Raw genomic sequence first — 20,288 nt, 5'->3', positions numbered from 1 at the left:
TGACGACGACGGCCCCGGGAGCGATCGCTCCCGGGGCCGTCCGCGACGATCAGGTCACCGGCAGGTGACGCCGCCACCAGTCCAGCACGGCGTCGAAGCGCTCGACCCGGTGGCGCGGCTGACCCGAGCGGGTGAGCTCGTGATCCTCACCGGGGAAGACCAGCAGCTCAGCCTCGGTGCCCTGGCGCTTGAGCGCGGAGTAGTAGCGGGTGGCCTGCTCGAGCGGGCAGCGGAAGTCCAGCTCCGAATGCATCACCAGCGTCGGGGTGGTGACCTGGCCGACCACCGCCATCGGGCTCTGCCGGGCGATGTCGTCGGGCGAGACGCCGACGTACTCGTCGCCGAAGAACGACCCGATGTCGCTCGTGCCCTGGAAGGAGACCGGCTCGAGGAACCCGCGCTCGACGATGGCCCCGGCGAACCGGTGGTCGTGCGCGATCACCCACGCCGTGAGATAGCCGCCGTACGAGCCGCCCTGCACGCCGACGCGGCCGCCGTCCAGGCGATCGTCATCGGCGATCGCTCCCTCGAGGAAGTCGATCACGTCGGCGAAGTCCACCGTCCCCATCTGCTGACGGATGCTTCGCCCGTGCGCGCGCCCGTAGCCCGCCGAGCCGCGGGGGTTGCAGTAGACCACCGCGTAGCCGGCGTCGACGAGCACCTGCGTCTCGTCGAACAGGTGCACCCCGTACGCCGCGAACGGCCCGCCGTGGATCTGGAGGATCACCGCGAACGGACCCTCGCCCTCGGGCGTCGCCACCCAGCCGTGCACGGGGTAGCCGTCGCGGCCGGTCACGGTGAGCTCCCGGGGCAGGACGATGCCGGATGCCGCGGCCGCTGCACCGAATGCCGTGAGCGTCCGCGGCTCGTCGCCGACGAGCACCAGCTCACCGAAGGAATCGGGCCGCGACACCGCAGCGACCACCTGGCCGCCGACGGCGGCGTGCCCGCCGACCTCGACGTCGCCGCCGAGCACCTCGGCGATGACCCCCTCGCGGGAGATGCGCAGCAGCCGGACGCGGCCGCGCGTGGTGTCCTGGGCGAGGAAGTCGGCGTCGACGGCGGTGAGATGCCCTTCGCCGAGGTGGATCGTCTCCGCGTCGGTGAGGCGCCGCGGACCGGTGTCCTCGAGGAGGAAGACCCCGACGCCGGGGGCGACGAAGTCGAGACCATCGCCGACCTCGTGGGCGAGGATGCCGATGGCGCCGTCTCCGGCGACCGCGACGTCGAGCACCGAGAGCCCTGCGTCTGCGCCGAGCACCTCGCGGACGCCCGATCCGTCGAGCGCTACGGCGACGAGACGGCTGCGCAGATCGCGGCGCTCCGTCTCGATCTCATCGGGCACCGTGAGCAGCTCGCGGCCGTCCGCCGTGAACACGATCCTGCTGTGCGACGTCGGCCCCGAGGTGAGCACCCGCGCCTCGGCCGCGAGGACCCGCTTGCGGACAGGCTCGGCGTCGTCGGCGCGCACGGCTGCCGCAAGCTCGTAGAACGGCTCGCTGTCGGGCTGCGGCGCCGCGACCACGAACAGGTGCGCGGGGCGGTCGGCGGCGTAGCCCAGGCCGTTCGCGTGCCAGCGGACGCCGGTGATCCGGCGCGGCGCCTCGGCGTGGGGCTCCAGACCCTCGACGCTCCCGTACCGCCCCTTCTCGGGCACGCGCGCGAGGAACGCGATCGTGGCGCCGTCCGGCGACCACGCGAACTGCTCCACCCCGAGAGGGGCGTCGGTCGCCTGCACGGGCTCCCCGCCGCTCGCTGCGACGACGTGCACCTGCGGCTTGCGCGCGCCGTCCGCGCGCAGGAACGCCAGCTGAGAGCCGTCCGGCGAGAGCCGGGGCGCGGTGTCGGCGGTGCCCCGGGTCAGCCGACGCGGTGTGCCGCCCGGCAGCTCGACGCGCCACACCTGGCCGACGGTCCGGTTGGCGTCGAGGTCGGGCCGCGAGGTCGCGAAGACGGCGAAGGAGCCGTCAGCGGCGACATCCGGACGCCCGACCGAGATGAGGGTCTCGATGTCGCGAGCCTTCACCGATCACTCCCCCGCGAACGACGACGTGTCGCCGATGAGACGCGTGTTGCCTGACGGCACCGGCTCGACGGCCGCGGCGGCGACCTCGGCGGCGAACTCCGACACGTTGTAGAGCTTGCCCGCGTCCTCGCGGCGCGCCGCGATGGCGCCGGGGTTGGCCCGTTCGAGCAGCGTGGCCGTGATGGTGCCCTCGATCATGTCGCCGGAGACGACGACGAACTCCACCCCGCGTTCCGTGAGGGCAGGGATGCGCTCGCGCAGGGCGTCCTCGCCGGCCCGCTTGGACAGCGCGACGGGCTCGTACTCGGGCATCGTCGGCGTGGTGCGGATGAAGTGCGCCTGGTGGCTGGTGACGAAGACCACCCGCGAGCCTTCGCGCAGCACCGGCAGCGCGGTCTCGAGCACGCGCACCTGCGCGTCCCGGTTGAGCTTCAGGGCGTAGTCCTCTGCCATGCCGGACTCCATGCCGCCCGATGCGTTGAGCACGAGGATGTCGAGGCCTCCGAACGCGGCGGCGACCTCGTCGAACATCGCCTGCACCGACTCCGCGTCGGTCAGGTCGGCGCCCACGACGAGCACCTCGACGCCGAGCTCGCGCAGCTCCGTCGCGAGCTTCTCGGCCCGCGGGGCCTTGTTGCGGTAGTTGATGACGACGTTCGCGCCGCCCTGCGCGAGGTACCGCGCGGTGTCGGCGCCGATGCCGCGCGACGAGCCGGTCACGAGCGCGGTCCTGCCGCTCAGGGCACCGGCGGGAATCGGGGTGGGTGTCTCAGTCACACAGCGACCCTACCTGCTAGGTTCGAGGCAAGAGGAGGCGCACCGTGGAGCTCATCCAGACCGTCGAGCAGTGGGCGTGGATCGGCTGGCTCGTCTTGATCCTCGTCTTCCTCGTCATCGAGATGCTCACGCTCGATTTCACCTTCCTGATGCTCGGCATCGGCGGCCTGGCAGGGCTGGTGGCCGACATCCTCGGAGCACCGATCTGGCTCCAGGTCATCATCGCCGCCGGCATCGCCGCCGTCCTCGTGCTGCTCCTGCGGCCTCCGCTGCTGCGGCGCCTGCGACGCGGCGAGGACCCCACGCCGTCCAACGTCGACGCCCTCATCGGCATCGGCGGCACCGTCGTCTCGTCGGTCGGCGCCCACGGCGGCCAGGTGAAGCTCGCGAACGGCGACGTCTGGACCGCGCGCACCGAGGCGGGCGATCTCGACCCGGGCACGCGGGTCCGCGTCAGCCGCATCGACGGCGCCACCGCGGTCGTCCGCTCCGACTCCCCCGAACCTCTCGCCCCCGCTCAGGAAGACCCCTACGCATGAACGACTTCGCCGCGGCCGTCCCCGCCGCGATCGGCTGGCTCCTCGCGATCGCGGTCTTCATCTTCGTGCTGGTCGTGATCGTCCGGTCGATCCGGATCATCCCGCAGGCCAACGCCGGGATCGTCGAGCGCCTGGGCCGGTACCACAAGACCCTCATGCCCGGCCTGAACCTCCTGGTGCCGTTCATCGACCGGCTGCGTCCGCTCATCGACATGCGCGAGCAGGTCGTGTCGTTCCCGCCGCAGCCCGTGATCACCGAGGACAACCTGGTGGTGTCCATCGACACCGTGGTCTACTTCCAGGTCACCGACGCCCGCGCCGCGACGTACGAGATCGCGAACTATCTCGGCGCCGTCGAGCAGCTGACGACGACCACCCTGCGCAACGTCGTCGGCGGGCTCAACCTCGAAGAAGCGCTCACCAGCCGCGACAACATCAACGGACAGCTGCGCGTGGTGCTCGACGAGGCGACCGGCAAGTGGGGCATCCGCGTCTCCCGTGTCGAGCTGAAGGCCATCGACCCGCCGCACTCGATCCAGGACTCGATGGAGAAGCAGATGCGCGCCGAGCGGGAGCGCCGCGCGACGATCCTCACCGCCGAGGGCTCGAAGCAGTCCCAGATCCTCGAGGCCGAGGGCCGCCGGCAGGCCGAGATCCTCAAGGCCGAGGGCGACAAGCAGGCGGCGGTCCTGCGCGCGCAGGGCGAGGCCGAGGCGATCCAGACGGTCTTCGACGCCATCCACTCCGGCAACCCCGACGACAAGCTGCTGGCCTACCAGTACCTGCAGACGCTGCCGAAGATCGCCGACAGCGCCTCGAGCAAGCTGTGGATCATCCCGAGCGAGTTCACCGATGCCCTCAAGGGGCTGAGCGGCTCCTTCGCCGGTGCGGTGACGGATGCCTCGGCCCGCGGCCGTGCGCAGTCCTCGGGTCCCGCCCTCGGCGGCCACACCACGCCGGGCGCCCCTCCGGCTCCGTGACCCACCCCTGGTTCCAGGGCGTCGCCCGACCCCGGGTGCTCGCCCACCGCGGACTGGTGACCTCGTCCGATGCCCGCGACGGCATCGTCGAGAACTCGTTCGCCGCCGTCGCCCACGCCCACTCCGCCGGGATCCGGTACGTCGAATCGGACTGCCATCGCACCGCCGACGGTGTCGTCGTGCTGTTCCACGACGACGACCTGTCGCGCGTGACCGGCGATCCGCGGAAGATCGCCGACGTCACGGTTCACGAGCTGGAGCAGCTCATGACCGGGCGCGGCGGCCTCGTCACGCTCGCACAGGCGCTCGACGCCTTCCCCACCCTCCGGTTCAACCTCGACGTGAAGGCGGCGGATGCCGCGGCCGACGTCGGCGCGACGGTGGCGGCGCATGGCGGGCGGGTGCTCGTGACGAGCTTCTCGGATCAGCGCCGGACCGCGGCGCTGGAGGCCGCGGCGACCGCGAGACGCGGCATCCGTCCTGCCACCTCCGCCGGCAGGAGCACGATCGCGAAGGTGCTCGCGGCCGCCTCGGCCCGCTCGGATCGCCTGCTGGCCAGGGCCCTCGCCGGCGTCGACGCACTGCAGGTGCCCGAGCGGCAGGGACGCCTGCGCGTCGTCACGCCGCGCCTGATCGCCGCCGCCCACCGGCACGGGGTCGAGGTGCACGTGTGGACGGTGAACGACCCCGAGGAGATGCGCCGGCTGGTCACGATGGGCGTCGACGGCATCGTCACCGACCGGGCCGACGTCGCGCTCGAGGTCCTCGGATAGCACGCCCCGACGAAGGCAGGCAGACGCCCCTGTGCATCCACTGTGAAAGGTCGATGAACAGCCCCCCTTCGGATGATCCGCACAGGTCGTTTCGTTATACCTGTACAGCGACGAGAGGACCACACAATGGCAGACCGCAGTCTGCGCGGCATCCGACTCGGCGCCCAGAGCCTACAGAGCGAAGAGGGCGTCGTGTTCCATGAGCGCGCACAGCACATCTACACCTGCACCGCCTGCGGGCGTGACACCACCCTGACCTTCGCGGCCGACGCCGAGGTCCCCCCGGCCTGGGAGTGCCGCACGTGCGGCGCCGAGGCTCTCCTCCGCGTCGGAGAGGGCACCGCGACCGTCGACCACTCGGGCGACAAGACGCCGCGGAGCCACTGGGACATGCTGCTGGAGCGTCGCACCATCCCGGAGCTCGAGGAGCTCCTCGAGGAGCGCCTCGCCTACCTCCGCGCCCGCCGCGGCGGAGACCAGGCGAACTCCGACAAGCTCAGCGCCTGACGCACGTCCGCGCGACGCCGGCCCTACGGGGCCGGCGTTTTCGCGTTCCGGCGCCGACGCGCGACGACTCCGATGCCCGCCAGCAGCGCCACGCTGCCCCATGACAGCAGCGCGTTCACCCAGCCGCCCGCGATCACCGCCGGCGTCAGGCCGGTGCGCAGCGGGACGTCGGTGAGCATGTGGCCGGGCTCGTCTGCGGGCAGACCCTCGATCGTCGACCCGTCCGGCGCGATCACCTGGCTGGTTCCGACGGTCGAGAGGTTCACCACGGAGCGGCCGGTCTCGATCGCGCGCAGCCGCGCGACCGCCAGCTGCTGCAGGTTCTCGTCGGTCCCCCGGAAGTCGGCGTTGTTCGTCTGGAAGAGGTACACGCGCGCCCCTTCGCGCGCACCCTCCCACACCAGCGCGTCGTAGATGACGTCGAAGCAGATCGCGAGCCCCGCCAGGGTCCCGTCGATGTCGAACACCGGCGGAGTCGTGCCGGGGGTGTAGTCCCGGCCGATCATGCCGATGAGGTCGGGAGCGATCGCCGCGTAGAACGCCCGATCCGGCACGTACTCGCCGAACGGGACCGGGTTGCGCTTGTCGTATGTCTGCTCGATGCCGTCCCGCCACAGGAATGACATGTTGAAGTACTCGTCGCCCCGCTGATCGATCCGGTTCGCGACGAGCGGCGCCCCGACCTCGCGGACGACGCGGTCCAACGCCGCCGCCGCGGCCGGTGAGCCGTCCGGGTCGACGTCCACACTGCCCTCGGGCCACAGCACGACGTCGACGTCCTCGGCGCCGAAGAGCGGGAGGGTGGCCTCGTACTGCGACTCGAGCACATCCCCGGCCTGCCGGTCGTCGAAGTACCCCGCCGGCCCGTTGCCCTGCACGCCGGCGACGCGGAGGGAGCCGGCGGGCGTCGTCGCCCACGCCGGCACCAGCAGGAGCGCCGTCGCGACGACGGCGAGGACGGCGACGGGGAGGAGACCGCGAACGCCGTTTCCGCGATCGCGGCGCGGGGCGCGCACCAGTTCGATGCCGACCGCGACCAGTCCCACCACGATGAAGGTCACGCCCGCGGTGCCGATCCACGAGACCAGCTCTGCGAAGGGGCCGCTCACCTGGGACGTCCCCACGCGACCCCACGGGAAGCCGCCGTACGGGAACCCGCCGTTGACGGCCTCGCGCGCCGTCCACAGGCCCGCCACGAGCGCCGACGTGAGCATCACGCGCCCCCTCCGGGACGTCGCACGCGGCACCCACCGGTACGCCAGCGCGATGAGCGCGGCACCCCCGGCGACGAAGGCGGCCTCGAGCACCGAGAGCGCGATCCACGGCAGGGGTCCCACCCACTCGGCGGTGAAGTCCACGTTCAGCAGGTAGAACGCGAGCCCGAACGCCATCCCGACGACGAGCGCACTGCCGACCCGCCTGCCGATGAGGCTGACCAGCGCCAGCGCGACCGCGGCGAAGGCCATGGGCCACCACCCGACGGACGGGAACGACACGTCCAGCAGCACGCCGCCGAGCACCGAGGCCGGGATCGCGGCCCACAGCGGCAGCAGCGGGCGTGTCGCGGGGGCAGGTGGCACGCCATCAGCCTAAGCGAGCGCGCGGACGCCACAGGCGCGGCATCCGTCATCCCCGAGTTCAGACGCCGGAGTACGCGACGATGCCGCGGCGCACCGCATCCAGCGCCTTGCGGGCGGTGCCCGCGACGGGCTGATCGGCCACGAGGGACAGCTGGTCGAGAAGGTCGATCGTCTGCTTCGCCCACCGCACGAAGTCGCCGGCGGCCATGTCCGCCTCGAGCAGCACCCGATCCAGCATCCCGCCGCGCGCCCACGTGTGCATGGCCTGCGCGAGGCCGGCCGAGATCGGCTCCGTGCCCGGCAGCCGGTTCTCCTGCTCGAGATCGTCGAGCTCTTGCCACAGCGTCAGCGTCGCCTCGAATGCCGGGCGGAAGGCGCCCCGGGGAAGCCCGCGCTCGCCCGGCCCGGCATCGTCGCGCCGTGGCTCGTACACCAGCGAGCAGGCGAGCGCGGCGAGCGAGGGGGCATCCAGGTCCTTCCAGATGTCGCGCCGCAGCGACTCCGCCACGAGGAGGTCCCGCTCGCCGTAGATGCGCCGCATCGTCCGCCCCGACGGGGTCAGCGTCGTACGGCCGTCCTCGTCCAGCGAGACGTACTCCAGGGCGGCCAGGACGTCCACGACGCGGTCGAAGATGCGCGCGACCGTGCCGGTGCGGGTATCGATCTGGCGGCGCAGCTTGTCGATCTGGCGCTTGAGCTTCCAGTACCGCTCCGCCCAGCGCGCGTGATGCTCGCGGTCGGGGCACTGATGGCACGGATGCCGCTGCATGCGCCTGCGCAGGCTCGCGATCTGCCGCTGCCGCTCGTCGCGGGTTCGCCGCGAGGCGCCGGCGTCCTTGCGGTTGATCTTCTCCAAGTCGCTGAGCTCGCGGCGGATGCCGGAGTACTCGGCGAAGTCCCCCCGGTCGCACGTCATGGCGCTGCGGTAGCCGGCGAGAGATTCCTCCTGCTCGCGCACCTCGCGTGCGATGCCCACCACGGCGCGATCGGCCTGGAACTGCGCGAACGACGACTCGAGGATCTCGCGCGCCCTGGCGCGCCCGAACTGGTCGATGAGGTTGACGGCCATGTTGTACGTCGGCCGGAAGCTGGAGTTGAGCGGGTAGGTGCGCCGAGAGGCGAGGGCCGCGACCGCCTGGGGATCGAGGCCCTCCGTCCACTGGATGACGGCATGGCCCTCGACGTCGATGCCGCGGCGGCCGGCGCGGCCGGTGAGCTGCGTGTACTCCCCCGACGTGATGGCCACGCGCGCCTCGCCGTTGAACTTCTCGAGCTTCTCGAGCACCACGGTCCGTGCGGGCATGTTGATGCCGAGGGCGAGCGTCTCGGTCGCGAACACGGCCTTCACCAGCTTGCGCTGGAAGAGCTCCTCGACCACTTCCTTGAACGCGGGCAACAGGCCCGCATGATGGGCGGCGACCCCGCGTTCGAGGTTGTCGCGCCACTCCCAGTAGCCCAGGACGGCCAGGTCCTCCTCGAGGAGCGTGCGCGTGCGCTCCTCGACGACCGCGCGGATCTCGCGCCGCTCCTCCTGGGATGTCAGCCGAAGCCCCGAACGACGCACCTGCTGGACGGCGCCGTCGCACCCTGCACGGCTGAAGATGAAGAAGATCGCCGGCAGCAGGTTGGAGCGCGAGAGCAGCTCGACGACCTCGGGCCGGTCGAGCCGCTCGATGCGCTGCACGTTGGCCGACCGCACCGGCCGTCTGCCGCCCCGCTGGGGACGACGGCGGGATGCCTCGTAGCCGGCGTGGCGGGCACTGCTCGACGCCTGTGCGCGACGGTTGTTCTCGTAGTTCGAGCCCTTGAAGGACCGGATGCGCATGAGCTCCTGGTTCACCTGCGCCGTCGCGATGCCGGCACGGTCGTCGAACAGCGGCAGCAGGTCACCGCGCACCAGGACGTGCTGCTCCAGCGGCACCGGGCGGGTCTCGGAAACGATCACCTCGGTGTCGCCGCGGACCGTGTCGAGCCAGTCGCCGAACTCCTCGGCGTTGGACACGGTCGCCGACAGCGACACGAGCCGGACGCTGGGCGCGAGGTGGATGATGACCTCCTCCCACACCGCGCCGCGGAACCGGTCGGCGAGGTAGTGCACTTCGTCCATGACGACGTAACGCAGGCCGCGGAGGGCGGGTGAGTCGGCGTACAGCATGTTGCGCAGCACCTCGGTGGTCATGACGACCACCCGTGCGTTGCCGTTGATGTTCGTGTCGCCGGTGAGCAGGCCCACCTCGTCCGGACCGTAGACGTCCTGCAGCTCGCGGAACTTCTGGTTCGACAGCGCCTTCATCGGCGTGGTGTAGAAGGCCTTGTCCCCGGGCTCGCGCATCGCCAGGTGCACGGCGAACTCGCCGACGATCGTCTTGCCCGCTCCGGTGGGCGCCGCGACGAGGACGCTGCGGCCGTCCTCGAGGGCGCGGCATCCCTCGAGCTGGAACGGATCCAGGGTGAAGCGCTGTGCCGCGGCGAAGGCAGCCGTGAGGGGATGTGACCGGTCGAGCTGGGCGGACTCGCGTGCTCTCGCGTACCGCTCGGCGGGGCCCGGATCGGTCACGGAGTCGGCTCCGGCGGGAGCAGGGCGGCGTTGCGCTTGGCCTTGCGCCTGTCGAACAGCATCGACAGGCCGGCGGCCGCGAAGAACAGCACGACCAGGATGCCGGCCAGCATCAGCATGCTCACCACGTCGGCGGCCGGCGTGGCCAGCGCCGCGAAGGCGGTGGCGATGAGGACGGCGACGCGCCATCCCTTCACGATCGCCCGGCCGGACATGATCCCCGCCATGTTGAGGGCGACGAGGAAGACGGGCAGCACGAACGAGACGCCGATGACGATCATCAGCTTGAACACGAAGTCGTAGTACTCCGCGGCGGCGTAGAAGTTCACGGCGCCCTCGGGCGTGAAGCTCCACATGAGCTCGATGACGTGCGGCACGATGAGCAGGCCCACCCAGCAGCCGATGAAGAACAGCGGCACGGCCGCGGCGACGAAGCCGATCGTGTACTTGATCTCTTTGCGGGTGAGACCCGGCATGATGAACGCCCAGATCTGCCACAGCCAGATCGGCGCAGACAGGAAGAGCCCGATCGTGAACGCGATCCGCATCCGCAGGTCGAAGGACGACGTGACGGTGCCGAAGTTCAGAGCCGAGAAGTCGTCGCCGCGTCTCTCGGAGATGATGCGGATCGGCTCGGTGATCCAGTGGATGATCGGGTCGGTGATGATGAACGCCACGACCATGCCGACGAGCAGGCCGATGGCCGCGAAGACGAGGCGCCGGCGCAGCTCCAGCAGGTGCTGGCCGAGCGACATCCTCTTGTCGCGCTTCGGCAGCTCCGGGCCGTCGATCGGCGCGGAGCCGGTTGCGGCCACCATCCGCTACGGCTTTTTGTCGGGCGCGCTGTCGGTGGCGGGAGTGGCGGGGGTCGTGGCATCCGCGACCGTGGAGTCCGCGACGGTCGACGTCGTCGACGCGTCGGCGGTCTTGTCCTCTTCCTTCATGGCCTTCATCTCGCCCTTGAACACGCGGGCGGACTGCCCCATGCTCTTGGCGAGCGCCGGCAGCTTCGCCGCGCCGAACAGCAGCAGGATGACGACGAGCAGGATCAGCAGGTGCCAGCCGTTCAGATTGCCCAACATGAGTTGCTCCGTCGTTCGCGTCAGCGGGGATCGGCCTAAGTCTAATATGCCGGGGCGGGAGGATGCGGCCGATCAGCGATACTGCGCGAGACCGGCCTCTGCCCACTCGGCTACCGCCCGGCGCGCTCCGGCGGGCTCCAGAACCTCCACGAGCCCGCCGCGCCGCGCCGCGAGCCTGCGCAGGCTCAGCTCGTCGGCGACGCGCATGGTCGCGATCGTCATGCCGTCCCTCGTCTCCACCGTCGCCCGATCGAGGTAGTCGCCCAGGAGCGGTGCGACGCCGTCGGCGAAGCGGACGCGGGCGACCACGTCGCCGGCATCCGTGTCGAACCAGTCGGGGGCCTGGTCGCCCGCGTGCGTGCTGGCGATGTCCGTCAGCTCGAGATCGCTCACCCGATCCAGGTGGAAGGTGCGCATCGCCTCCCGCAGGTGGCACCAGCCCTGCAGGTACCACTGTCCGCTCGCGATGTGGACCTTCACCGGATCCACCGTGCGCGTGGTGGGCGCGGCATCCGGCGCCTTGTAGGTGAACGAGACGGCCACCCCGCGGCGCAGCGCATCGGCGACGAGGTCGCGCGCCGTGTCGACGGGCTCGGGGGCGAGGATGACCTCGGCGGGCGTCCCCGACGCGCCGCGGGCGAGCTTGGCGAGCAGGCCCGCGTAGAGCTCGGTGTCGCCGATCCCCGGAATCGAGCGCGCGAGCTGGAGGCCGGCCAGCAGCGCCGCCGCCTCGCGTGCGGTGAGCTTGGGCGCCCGCTCGAGTCCGACGGAGTTCGTGATGACGATGAGGTCCCGCTCGTCGAGAAGATCCCAGTCGATGTCGAACAGGTCGTTGGCCATCTGCCAGTAGCCCCGATCGCCGGGGAGACCGATGACGGTGAGCTTCTCGACCATCGAGCGCATCTGCTCGGGCGAGACGTCGAACTCGTCCGCCGCTTCGGCGAGCGAGACCTCGCCCTTGCCCATGAGGTAGGGCACGAGCTGGAGCATGAGGGCCGCGCGGTCCGTCGCGACGAGGGGCCGACGGGCGGTCATGAGGCGCCTCCGTGCAGGTCGCGGGTGGCCGCAAGGCGGTCGATCACCCGGTCGCGCAGGTCGGCGGGCTCCACCACCCGCACTTCCGGGCCGTAGGAGGCCAGCTCGTCGGCGAAGATGTGCACGTCCACGTACGGCACGCGGATGCCCTGCTCCGCAGGCCGTGCCCGGCGCGCGAGGCGGAGGGCCGCCTCGGTGCCGGGGTTCACCTCCAGCAGGGCGGAGCTGCGGGCGGCGACCTCCTCGAGCCCGGCCAGCGCCCGCTCCCCCGCGCCCTCGCGCAGCGCGGGATCGAACGGGACGCGGGTGACCGAGACGGGTCCCACGATGCGGGAGAGGAGGAAGGTGCGGTCGGCGCTGACGTCGAGGTCGATGCCGAACACGTGCCAACGCCCCTCGTACTCGACGAGCGCCAGGGGCTGCACGCGGCGCATGCGCGGCGCGCCCTCGCCCGGCTTCAGGTAGGGGAAGCCGACCACGCGGCTCTGCTCGATCGCCTGCTGCAACGGGAGGAACGCCGGGTCGTGCATGCTGAGCCGCGGCGAGAAGCCGATGATGGGCTCGTCGACGAGGTCGCCGAGCGCGCGGATCTTGCGCAGGCCGCTGCGGGCGTCGTCCGATATCGAGCTCTCGCTCCACACGCCGCCGGCGAGCGTCAGCAGCGCCAGCTCCGCGGGTGTGAACTCGATGTCCTCGGGCAGCTCGTACTCCGCCGTCGGCACCCGGTACCGCGCCTCGCGCAGGTCGTCCGGGTCGGCCCAGTCCCCGATCGTCTCGATCGGAACCCCGAGGCCGCGCAGCGACTCCTTGTCGCGCTCGAACATCTTCTCGAGCGCGTCCTTCGACGCCCCCGCCTCGCTCTGCTCGCGGTAGCCGGCGACCGAGCTGAGGATGGTGTCCTTGGTCAGCCCCTGATCAGTCGCGATGAGGGCCACCACGAGGTTGACCAGGCGCTCCTCGGGCGGGATCTTGGCGGCGACGGCAGGCACCCGCCCATCTTAGAGCCGGCCGCGCCGCCGCAGCCGATCCTCGATCACTCCGGGGCCGGCGCGTCCACGCCGAGGATGTCGATGACGAAGACGAGCGTCGATCCGCCGGGGATCGCACCCTGGCCCTCGTCGCCGTAGCCCTGCTCCGGCGGGATGACGACCATGACCTGGGAGCCGACGGTCTGCCCCTCGAGCGCCTGGGCGAACCCGGGCACGACGGCGTCGAGCGTGAGCGACGCGGCCTCGGAGTCCCACGTGGTGTCGAACGGCTCGTCCTCGCCCCAGACCACGCCGGTGTAGTGCACGCGCACGGGCTGTTCGCCGGTGACCTCCTCGCCGGAGCCCTTCTTCAGGGTCTGGACGACGACGTCCGCGGGAGGGGCGCCCTCGGGGATGATGAGGCCCGGACGTCCGTCGGGCGCACGGACGACGCTGGGAAGCCCGAAGCCGCTGTTGAACTGGTTCTGCCCGTTCGCGGCGGCGAGGTAGACCTTGCGCACGTCGACGACGGTGACGATGCTGTCGCCCTCCTCCAGCTCGAAGCTGCTCGCGACGCCGTCGCCGAGGTCGTCCGGCGACATCGCGATGGCGATGCGGGACCCCTCGGTGGCGCAGTCGAGCGCCTCCTGGAAGCCCGGGAACGTGGTCGCCCACTGCGCCGGCGACGACACCCGCGAGAGGTCGCCGTCGTAGGCGGTCGAGACGATCGGCTGGCCGGTCGCGCCGTTGACGACCGCGACGTCGACGACCATCAGCTGGTTGTCCGTCGTGATCGCGGTGCCCTCGCCGGTGACGACGTCCTCGAAGGCGAGCTGCTGCACGCTCAGCGGCGTGTAGACCTCCACGTCGGGCTCGTCCGCGACGTCGCCGGTGACCGTGATGAGCTCCATCACGTCGGGGTCGGACACCGCCGGCCGCGAGCAGTCGGAGGCGCCGGGCAGCAGTGAGCAGCCGGCGAGGCCGAGCGTCGTCAGACCGAGGACGGCGAGGGCAGCGGGGATCTTGCGCACCGGAACAGTTTAGATGCGTGCGGGGCGGATGCCGTGCACGAGGGTCAGGGGGCGTCCGGCTCGCTCGCGCGTGCCGCGGCCTGCCGCGCGCCCTCGGCCGCCCGCTCCGCCTCCCGCACGCGCTTGCGCAGGTTCTTATCGGTGATCTGGCGGTCTCCGACGGCACCGGGGGTCCACAGCTCCACGTCCTCGTCGCCGTAGCTGGTCTTCGACGCGCGGCGCTTCACCTCGGGCGGGATCGCCCCCGGCGCGAGGCGCCGCGCCCACACCAGGAAGCCGGTGTGCGCGACCATCCGGTGATCCGGCCGCACGGCGAGCCCCTCCACGTGCCAGCCGCGGACCATGGTCTCGTTCGCGTCCGGCTCGGTGAACAGGCCGGTCACGCGGATGTACTCCGCGACGCGGCTGAGCTGCGTCGCAGTGGCCACGTAGCAGACCACGACGCCGCCGGGGGTGAGCGCGTCGGCGACGGCGTCGATGCAGTCCCAGGGCGCGAGCATGTCCAGGACGACGCGATCGACGGATGCCGGTGCCACGGCGTCCCCCAGCTGCTCGGCGAGGTCCCCCACGACCACGTCCCAGTTCTCGGGCACGGCGCCGATGAACGTCTCGACGTTCGCACGGGCGACGGCGGCGAAGTCGTCGCGGCGCTCGAACGACACCAGACGGCCCTCTGTGCCGATGGCCCGCAGGAGCCACAGCGACAGCGCGCCCGATCCGACTCCCGCCTCCACGACGGTCGCCCCCGGGAAGATGTCGGCCTCGGCGAGGATCTGCGCGGCGTCCTTCGGATAGACGATCGCGGCGCCCCGTGGCATCGACATGACGAAGTCCCGCAGCAGCGGGCGCAGCGCGAGGTACTCGTGCCCGCCGCTGTTGGCGACGACCGAGCCATCGGGCTGACCGACCAGGTCGGCGTGGCGGAGCACGCCGTGGTGGGTGTGCAGCTCGCCCCCCTCCCGCAGGGTGATCGTGTGCAGACGGCCCTTCGGCCCGGTGAGCTGAACGCGATCGCCGAGCCGGAACGGCCCGCTCGGTCGCTCGATCGCCCCGGTCATCGCGCGACCTCCTCGGCGTGGTGGACCGCGCCGGCGGCGATCCGGGCGCGATGGGCGGCGTGGAACGCCGCGACGTCGTCGGCCGTCCGGCCGTCCAGGGTGTCCCACAGCGCGTGGGCGCCCGCCCCGGTGAGCGACACCATCAGCGGAACGCCGATGACGGATGCCCCGGACGCGACCGCGGATCGCAGTCCGTTGGGCGAGTCCTCGATGGCCACCGTCTCTTCGGGCGCGACCCCGAGCGCTTCGCACGCCTGCAGGTACGGGTCGGGGAAGGGCTTGGGGCGGGTGGCGTCGTCGCCGGCGACGACGACGTCGAAGGCCTCGAAGTCGATCAGGTCGACCACCGTCTCGGCCATGCGCCGCATGGACATCGTCACCAGGGCCGTCTTGATGCCCGCCGCCCGCAGGCCCGCGAGGAGCTCGCGCGCGCCGGGGCGGAACGGCACACCGGTCCGGGACAGGCTGCTCATGACCTCCGTGGTGAGGTGGTCGACGATGGCGTCGGTGCTCATCCGCACGCCGGTCTCCTGCAGGATCCGGGCCGAGTCCTCGAGCCCGAGCCCGACGAGGCCGAGCGCCTGCTCATGCGACCACGAGCCTCCGAAGCTCTCGACCAGCGGCGTCTCGGCTGCCATCCAATAGGGCTCGGTGTCGACGAGTGTTCCGTCCATGTCCCACAGGACGGCGGCGAGTCGGGGCTGGTTCACCGTCCAATCCTACCGACGGGCCTCGGGCCCCCCGCTGGGAGGGGGCCTATCCTGGAAGGAGCTCGCACCGCCGGATGCGGGCGGAGGAGGTTTCGTGGACGGACTGGGTCGCCGCGTTCTCGTCGCCGCGTTCGACGGGTGGAACGACGCGGGCGAAGCCGCGTCGTCCGCGCTCACGCAGCTGCGCGAGGGCGGCTCGTACGAGACCGTGTTCTCCGTCGATCCCGAGCTGTACTTCGACTACCAGTACACCCGGCCCCATATCTCCGCCGACGGCGACGGCGGCCGGTCGCTGCGCTGGCCCGAGGCGACGCTGCTCCGCCCTGCCCACGCGACGCGCGGCACGCAGCTGTGGCTGCTGACCGGCGTGGAGCCGGCGCGCGCCTGGCAGGCGTTCTCGTCGGAGTTCATCGACGTCGCCCTCCGCGAGGACATCACCGGGTTCGTGTCCATCGGCTCGATGATGTCGGACGTCCCCCACACGCGCCCCATCTCGGTCTTCGCCGGCAGCGAGAACGAGGCGCTCCGCGGCGCGCTGAGCCTCGAGCGCTCCACCTACGAGGGCCCGGTCGGCATCCTCAGCGTGCTGGGCGATGCCGCCGAGCGCGCCGGGATCCCGTCGGCGAGCCTGTGGGCGAGCGTCCCCCACTACGTCGCCGGCCACACGCCGTCGCCCAAGGCCACGCTGGCCCTGCTCGACCGCCTCGAGGACCTCACCGGCGCGTCGGTGTCGCGCGGCGAGCTCGCCACCGAGGCGGCCGCATGGGAGGCCTCGATCGACGCGGCCGCGGCCGACGACGAGGAGATGACGGAGTACATCCGCCAGCTCGAGCGCACCCGCGACACATGGGACTCCCCCGAGGCCTCCGGAGACGCGATCGCGCAGGAGTTCGAGCGCTACCTGCGCCGCACGGACGGCAAGCCGGGCGACGGGCCGAACAAGCCCGGCCGCGACGATCCGCGCCGCTGAGCGGCATCCGTCTGCCGATGCTGCGGCGCCTGCGCCGCTACGGCTGGATGACGCCCATGCTCAGGAGCACGAGCAGGAGCGATCCGAGCGCGACGCGGTAGACCACGAACGGCAGGAAGCTGTGCTTGGAGATCCAGCTCATGAAGAACGCGATCACTCCGAGCGCGACGATGAACGCGACGCCCGTCGCGACCGCGGTCTCGCCGAGCGTGAACACGCCCGGCTCGCCGAGGTTCTTGAACAGCTGGAAGAACCCGCTGCCGAAGACCGCCGGGATCGCGAGCAGGAACGCGTAGCGGGCCGCCGCGGCGCGCTCGTACCCCATGAAGAGGCCGGCGGTGATCGTCCCGCCTGACCGCGACACGCCCGGGATGAGCGCGAGCGACTGCGCGAAGCCGTAGATGACGCCGTGTCCGACCGTCATGTCCTGGAGCTTGCGCTTCTTCGCGCCGACATGGTCGGCGATGCCCAGCAGCACGCCGAAGAAGATGAGCATGCCGGCGGTGATCCACAGCGACCGCAGCACCGTCTCGATCTGGTCCTGGAAGAGCAGTCCGAGCACGACGATCGGGATCGAGCCGATGATGATGAGCCAGCCGAGCCGGGCGTCGGGGTCGTTGCGCGGCACGCGTCCGCCGATCGACCGGAACCACTGCCCGATGATGCGCACGATGTCGCGCCAGAAGAACACGACGACCGCCGTCTCCGTGCCGATCTGGGTGATGGCGGTGAATGCGGCCCCCGGATCCTGCGCGGAGGGCAGGAACTCCCCGAGGATCCGCAGATGCGCGCTGGAGGAGATCGGCAGGAACTCGGTCAATCCCTGGACGAAGCCGAGGATGATCGCTTCGAGAAGCATGGGCGCCTTTCAGCCGTGCAGGGGGGATGCCGCCGGTCGCGGCATCCCTCGGGTCTCAGTAGGTGCGGAGCAGGTCGGTGAGCACGGCCTGGCCGAACACGAGCGCGTCGACCGGCACGCGCTCGTCGACGCCGTGGAACATGCCCGTGAAGTCGAGGTCCGCCGGCAGCCGCAGCGGCGCGAAGCCGTAGCCGGCGATGCCGAGGGCCGCCAGCGCCTTGTTGTCGGTGCCGCCGCCCATCAGGTACGGCACGACAGGCGCCCGCGGGTCGTGACGGCCGAGGGCCGCCACCATCGCATCGACGAGGTCGCCGGAGAACGGCACCTCGAGGCCGATGTCCTGATGCACGACCTCGACCGCGACGTCGTCGCCGACGATCCGGCGGATGTCGGCGAGAGCGGCGTCCTCGGTGCCGGGGAGCACCCGCACGTCCACGAGCGCCTCGGCGCGATCGGGGATCACATTGTGCTTGTACCCGGCGACCAGGCCGGTCGGATTCGTCGTCGTGCGGAGCGTCGAGCGGAGGAATCCGGATGCTGCGCCCGTCGCGGCGGCGACCGCGTCGGGGTCGCCGGCGGAGCGTCCCATGATCTCGGCGAGCCGGTCGGTCATCTCGCGCGTGGTGTCGGTGAGGGTCACCGGCCACGCGGTGCGTCCGAGCGCCGCGACGGCCTCGGCCAGGCGCGTGACGGCGTTGTCGGCGTGCACGCTCGATCCGTGCGCCGCGCGGCCGCGGGCGACGAGGCGGATCCACACCAGCGCCTTCTCCCCCACCTGGAGCAGGTAGGCGTGCCGGTCGCCGACCGGGATCGAGTACCCGCCGACCTCGCTGATCGCCTCCGTCGCGCCGGCGAACCACTCCGGATGGTCCTGCACCACCAGCGCCGAGCCTTCGATGCCGCCGTTCTCCTCGTCGGCGAAGAACGCCAGCACCAGGTCGCGCTCGGGCTGCTCCCCCGCGCGGAGGAGATCGGCGACGGACGTGAGGATCATGGCGTCCATGTCCTTCATGTCTACGGCGCCGCGGCCCCACAGCAGCCCGTCCTTGACGACGCCTTCGAACGGGTCGACGCTCCAGTCCTCCGCGATCGCGGGGACGACGTCGAGGTGCCCGTGCAGCACGAGCGCCGGCTTGTCGCGGTCGCGTCCGGGAACCCGCGCCATCACGTTGGTGCGCCGCGGGACGGGCTCGTAGTACTCCGCCTGCAGGCCCAGGCCCTCGAGGTACGCGCCGACGTACTCCGCCGCCTCCCGTTCGCCCGCCGCCCGGCCCCCGCCGTGATTGGTGGTGTCGAAGCGGATGAGGTCTCGCGCCACGGCGGCGACTTCGGGGAGTCCGAGATCGGGTGAGGGCATGCGCTCCAACCTACCTGTCACTCGTTTCCCCTCCGTTTCCAGGCCCGCCGCCGGACCCCTCGTCCGCGACACGCGGACGAGCCGGCGAGGCGCCTGCCGGCGCACGAAAGAAGGCCCCCTTCCGGGGGCCTTCTTCACTGTGCGCGAGGGGGGACTTGAACCCCCACGCCCTATACGGGCACTAGCACCTCAAGCTAGCGCGTCTACCTATTCCGCCACCCGCGCAGGTGGTTTCCGGTTTCGCAACCGAGGAATGACATTACCACGTCACCGACCGTTCAACGAATCGCCGAGGGCTGCCGGGCGCGTCATCCGAGCGACACTCCGAACAGCAGTCCGAGGAGGTAGGTGATGCCGGCGGCGCCGAATCCGATGGCGAGCTGGCGCAGTGCGCGGCGCAGCGGCGGGGCCCCCGACAGGAGCCCGACCGCGGCCCCCGTCGACATCAGCGCGATGCCGACGAGCACCAGTGCGACGACGATCGCCGGGGTGCCCGTGAGCCCGAGGATCCACGGCAGCACCGGGATGATCGCCCCCGACGCGAAGAACAGGAAGCTCGACAGCGCGGCCCCCCACGCGGTGCCCACCACTTCGCCGTCGTCGGCGAGGGCGATGGGGCCGGTCTCGGCCCTCCCCTGCCCGAGGGCGCGAGCCGCCTCGACGGCGCGGCGGGCACGTGCGGACGCCTCGGCCTCCGGCATCCCGCGCGTGCGGTACACCAGCGCGAGCTCGTTGGCGTCGATGTCCAGGTGAGGGATGGCACCGTCGGCATAGTCGCTGGGCTCGGTGGCGGCGAGCAGCTCCCGCTGGGAGCGCACCGAGACGAACTCCCCGGCCCCCATCGACAGCGCTCCGGCGAGGAGGCCGGCGATTCCGCTGAACAGCACGAACTGTCCCGCGACGCCCGTCGCGCCGATGCCCATCACGAGGGCCAGGTTGGACACCAGGCCGTCGTTCGCACCGAAGACGGCCGCGCGGAACGTGCCCGACAGGCGCCGGCGGCCGCGTGCCGCGAGACCGCGGACGACCTCGTGGTGTACCTTCTCGTCGGCGGCCATCCGCGACGTCGCGAACGGCTCGTCGTCGTACGGCGATCGCGCCTCGGCGCTCTGCGCGAGCGCGAGGACGAAGATCGATCCGAAGCTGCGGGCCATCCACCCCAGCAGGCGGGTGCGGACGTCCGGCTGCGGCAGCCGTTGGGGCTCGGCGCCCAGCAGCTCCAGCCAGTGCGCCTCGTGCCGGCCCTCGGCCTCGGCGAGCGAGAGGAGGATCTCTCGCTCCTCGCCGCTGCGCCGCCCGGCGAGCTCGCGGTACACGCGCGCCTCGGCGCGCTCGTTGACGAGGTACCGCGCCCAGCGGCGTCGATCGCGGTCGGTCGGTGCGGCGGGCGCGCTCACTCGTGCCTCCAGTCGGCGGTTCGGGACTCGTCAACGGTAGCCAGCGGCCCGGCCGCGAACCGGCGGAAACCGAGGATTGCCA

At 71.6% G+C, this 20,288-nt stretch carries 19 protein-coding genes and 1 tRNA gene; 5 read left to right on the top strand and 15 right to left on the bottom strand.

Annotated features, from left to right (window positions below; all coding sequences use genetic code 11):
* Window positions 1-49: 49 nt before the first annotated feature.
* Window positions 50-2,026 carry a S9 family peptidase gene (locus ACWGUG_RS07625; protein WP_452324344.1) on the bottom strand — a complete coding sequence of 659 codons (1,977 nt, stop codon included), beginning with the start codon at window positions 2,024-2,026 and terminating at the stop codon, window positions 50-52.
* Window positions 2,027-2,029: 3 nt separating this feature from the next.
* Window positions 2,030-2,803 carry an SDR family oxidoreductase gene (locus ACWGUG_RS07620; RefSeq protein WP_452324343.1) on the bottom strand — a complete coding sequence of 258 codons (774 nt, stop codon included), beginning with the start codon at window positions 2,801-2,803 and terminating at the stop codon, window positions 2,030-2,032.
* 44 nt (window positions 2,804-2,847) lie between these two features.
* On the opposite strand from ACWGUG_RS07620, the gene ACWGUG_RS07615 reads away from it, so the two are divergent.
* From ACWGUG_RS07615 to ACWGUG_RS07600, 4 genes are all read left to right on the top strand, one after another.
* A complete protein-coding gene (locus ACWGUG_RS07615; protein WP_452324342.1) occupies window positions 2,848-3,342 on the top strand; it encodes an NfeD family protein in 495 nt (164 codons plus the stop codon).
* Window positions 3,339-4,322 carry an SPFH domain-containing protein gene (locus tag ACWGUG_RS07610; RefSeq protein WP_336397924.1) on the top strand — a complete coding sequence of 328 codons (984 nt, stop codon included), beginning with the start codon at window positions 3,339-3,341 and terminating at the stop codon, window positions 4,320-4,322. Before ACWGUG_RS07615 ends, ACWGUG_RS07610 begins: the two co-directional genes overlap by 4 nt.
* Window positions 4,319-5,095, top strand: a complete 777-nt coding sequence (locus tag ACWGUG_RS07605; RefSeq protein WP_452324341.1) for a glycerophosphodiester phosphodiesterase family protein — start codon at window positions 4,319-4,321, stop codon at window positions 5,093-5,095. The genes ACWGUG_RS07610 and ACWGUG_RS07605 overlap by 4 nt, the downstream gene beginning before the upstream one ends.
* A 126-nt stretch (window positions 5,096-5,221) precedes the next feature.
* The gene (locus tag ACWGUG_RS07600; RefSeq protein WP_336397922.1) at window positions 5,222-5,602 is read left to right on the top strand and encodes an RNA polymerase-binding protein RbpA; all 381 of its coding nucleotides are present in this window, start codon (window positions 5,222-5,224) and stop codon (window positions 5,600-5,602) included.
* Between the two features lie 23 nt (window positions 5,603-5,625).
* Here ACWGUG_RS07600 and lnt read toward each other — a convergent pair whose 3' ends face one another.
* The 9 genes from lnt to ACWGUG_RS07555 all read right to left on the bottom strand — a co-directional run bounded on the left by lnt (window position 5,626) and on the right by ACWGUG_RS07555 (window position 15,587).
* On the bottom strand, window positions 5,626-7,182 hold the full coding sequence (gene lnt, locus ACWGUG_RS07595) for an apolipoprotein N-acyltransferase (protein ID WP_452324340.1): 1,557 nt from the start codon (window positions 7,180-7,182) through the stop codon (window positions 5,626-5,628).
* A 58-nt stretch (window positions 7,183-7,240) separates the two neighbouring features.
* On the bottom strand, window positions 7,241-9,739 hold the full coding sequence (locus ACWGUG_RS07590) for a DEAD/DEAH box helicase (RefSeq protein ID WP_336397920.1): 2,499 nt from the start codon (window positions 9,737-9,739) through the stop codon (window positions 7,241-7,243).
* On the bottom strand, window positions 9,736-10,494 hold the full coding sequence (tatC, locus tag ACWGUG_RS07585) for a twin-arginine translocase subunit TatC (RefSeq protein WP_336398058.1): 759 nt from the start codon (window positions 10,492-10,494) through the stop codon (window positions 9,736-9,738). Before tatC ends, ACWGUG_RS07590 begins: the two co-directional genes overlap by 4 nt.
* A 66-nt stretch (window positions 10,495-10,560) precedes the next feature.
* A complete protein-coding gene (tatA, locus tag ACWGUG_RS07580) occupies window positions 10,561-10,821 on the bottom strand; it encodes a Sec-independent protein translocase subunit TatA (RefSeq protein WP_336397919.1) in 261 nt (86 codons plus the stop codon).
* A gap of 72 nt (window positions 10,822-10,893) precedes the next feature.
* Window positions 10,894-11,856, bottom strand: coding sequence for a helix-turn-helix transcriptional regulator (locus ACWGUG_RS07575; RefSeq protein ID WP_452324339.1), 963 nt, complete (start codon window positions 11,854-11,856; stop codon window positions 10,894-10,896).
* On the bottom strand, window positions 11,853-12,845 hold the full coding sequence (locus tag ACWGUG_RS07570) for a helix-turn-helix transcriptional regulator (protein ID WP_336397917.1): 993 nt from the start codon (window positions 12,843-12,845) through the stop codon (window positions 11,853-11,855). The genes ACWGUG_RS07575 and ACWGUG_RS07570 overlap by 4 nt, the downstream gene beginning before the upstream one ends.
* Window positions 12,846-12,889: 44 nt before the next feature.
* Entirely contained in the window at window positions 12,890-13,855 is a 966-nt protein-coding gene (locus ACWGUG_RS07565; protein ID WP_336397916.1) for an FKBP-type peptidyl-prolyl cis-trans isomerase, read from the bottom strand.
* 44 nt (window positions 13,856-13,899) lie between these two features.
* Window positions 13,900-14,913, bottom strand: a complete 1,014-nt coding sequence (locus tag ACWGUG_RS07560; protein ID WP_378880703.1) for a tRNA (adenine-N1)-methyltransferase — start codon at window positions 14,911-14,913, stop codon at window positions 13,900-13,902.
* The gene (locus ACWGUG_RS07555) at window positions 14,910-15,587 is read right to left on the bottom strand and encodes an HAD family hydrolase (protein WP_452324530.1); all 678 of its coding nucleotides are present in this window, start codon (window positions 15,585-15,587) and stop codon (window positions 14,910-14,912) included. The genes ACWGUG_RS07560 and ACWGUG_RS07555 overlap by 4 nt, the downstream gene beginning before the upstream one ends.
* A gap of 130 nt (window positions 15,588-15,717) precedes the next feature.
* Between ACWGUG_RS07555 and ACWGUG_RS07550 the strand changes: the two genes are divergently transcribed.
* Window positions 15,718-16,593, top strand: coding sequence for a PAC2 family protein (locus ACWGUG_RS07550; protein WP_336397914.1), 876 nt, complete (start codon window positions 15,718-15,720; stop codon window positions 16,591-16,593).
* 37 nt (window positions 16,594-16,630) lie between these two features.
* On the opposite strand, the gene ACWGUG_RS07545 is transcribed toward ACWGUG_RS07550, so the two are convergent.
* The 4 genes from ACWGUG_RS07545 to ACWGUG_RS07530 form a co-directional block, all read right to left on the bottom strand.
* A complete protein-coding gene (locus tag ACWGUG_RS07545) occupies window positions 16,631-17,452 on the bottom strand; it encodes an undecaprenyl-diphosphate phosphatase (RefSeq protein ID WP_452324338.1) in 822 nt (273 codons plus the stop codon).
* A 55-nt stretch (window positions 17,453-17,507) separates the two neighbouring features.
* Window positions 17,508-18,809, bottom strand: a complete 1,302-nt coding sequence (locus ACWGUG_RS07540; RefSeq protein WP_452324337.1) for a M20/M25/M40 family metallo-hydrolase — start codon at window positions 18,807-18,809, stop codon at window positions 17,508-17,510.
* Between the two features lie 140 nt (window positions 18,810-18,949).
* A tRNA-Leu gene (locus ACWGUG_RS07535) sits at window positions 18,950-19,034 on the bottom strand.
* Between the two features lie 83 nt (window positions 19,035-19,117).
* Window positions 19,118-20,206 (bottom strand): VIT1/CCC1 transporter family protein, encoded by a 1,089-nt coding sequence (locus ACWGUG_RS07530; protein ID WP_452324336.1) that lies wholly within the window; start codon window positions 20,204-20,206, stop codon window positions 19,118-19,120.
* Window positions 20,207-20,288 lie beyond the last annotated feature (82 nt).

The sequence above is a fragment of the Microbacterium sp. NPDC055455 genome (assembly GCF_053619935.1).
This window is presented reverse-complemented; position numbering and strand designations above follow the sequence as displayed.

What these genes read in the sequence shown, in the direction of transcription:
- ACWGUG_RS07610 (WP_336397924.1), top strand. Translation starts at nt 3,339, where the DNA reads ATGAACGACTTCGCCGCGGCCGTCCCCGCCGCGATCGGCTGGCTCCTC.
- ACWGUG_RS07600 (WP_336397922.1), top strand. Translation starts at nt 5,222, where the DNA reads ATGGCAGACCGCAGTCTGCGCGGCATCCGACTCGGCGCCCAGAGCCTA.
- tatC (WP_336398058.1), bottom strand. Translation starts at nt 10,494, where the DNA reads ATGTCGCTCGGCCAGCACCTGCTGGAGCTGCGCCGGCGCCTCGTCTTC.
- tatA (WP_336397919.1), bottom strand. Translation starts at nt 10,821, where the DNA reads ATGTTGGGCAATCTGAACGGCTGGCACCTGCTGATCCTGCTCGTCGTC.
- ACWGUG_RS07575 (WP_452324339.1), bottom strand. Translation starts at nt 11,856, where the DNA reads ATGACCGCCCGTCGGCCCCTCGTCGCGACGGACCGCGCGGCCCTCATG.
- ACWGUG_RS07560 (WP_378880703.1), bottom strand. Translation starts at nt 14,913, where the DNA reads ATGACCGGGGCGATCGAGCGACCGAGCGGGCCGTTCCGGCTCGGCGAT.
- ACWGUG_RS07555 (WP_452324530.1), bottom strand. Translation starts at nt 15,587, where the DNA reads ATGGACGGAACACTCGTCGACACCGAGCCCTATTGGATGGCAGCCGAG.
- ACWGUG_RS07545 (WP_452324338.1), bottom strand. Translation starts at nt 17,452, where the DNA reads ATGCTTCTCGAAGCGATCATCCTCGGCTTCGTCCAGGGATTGACCGAG.
- ACWGUG_RS07540 (WP_452324337.1), bottom strand. Translation starts at nt 18,809, where the DNA reads ATGCCCTCACCCGATCTCGGACTCCCCGAAGTCGCCGCCGTGGCGCGA.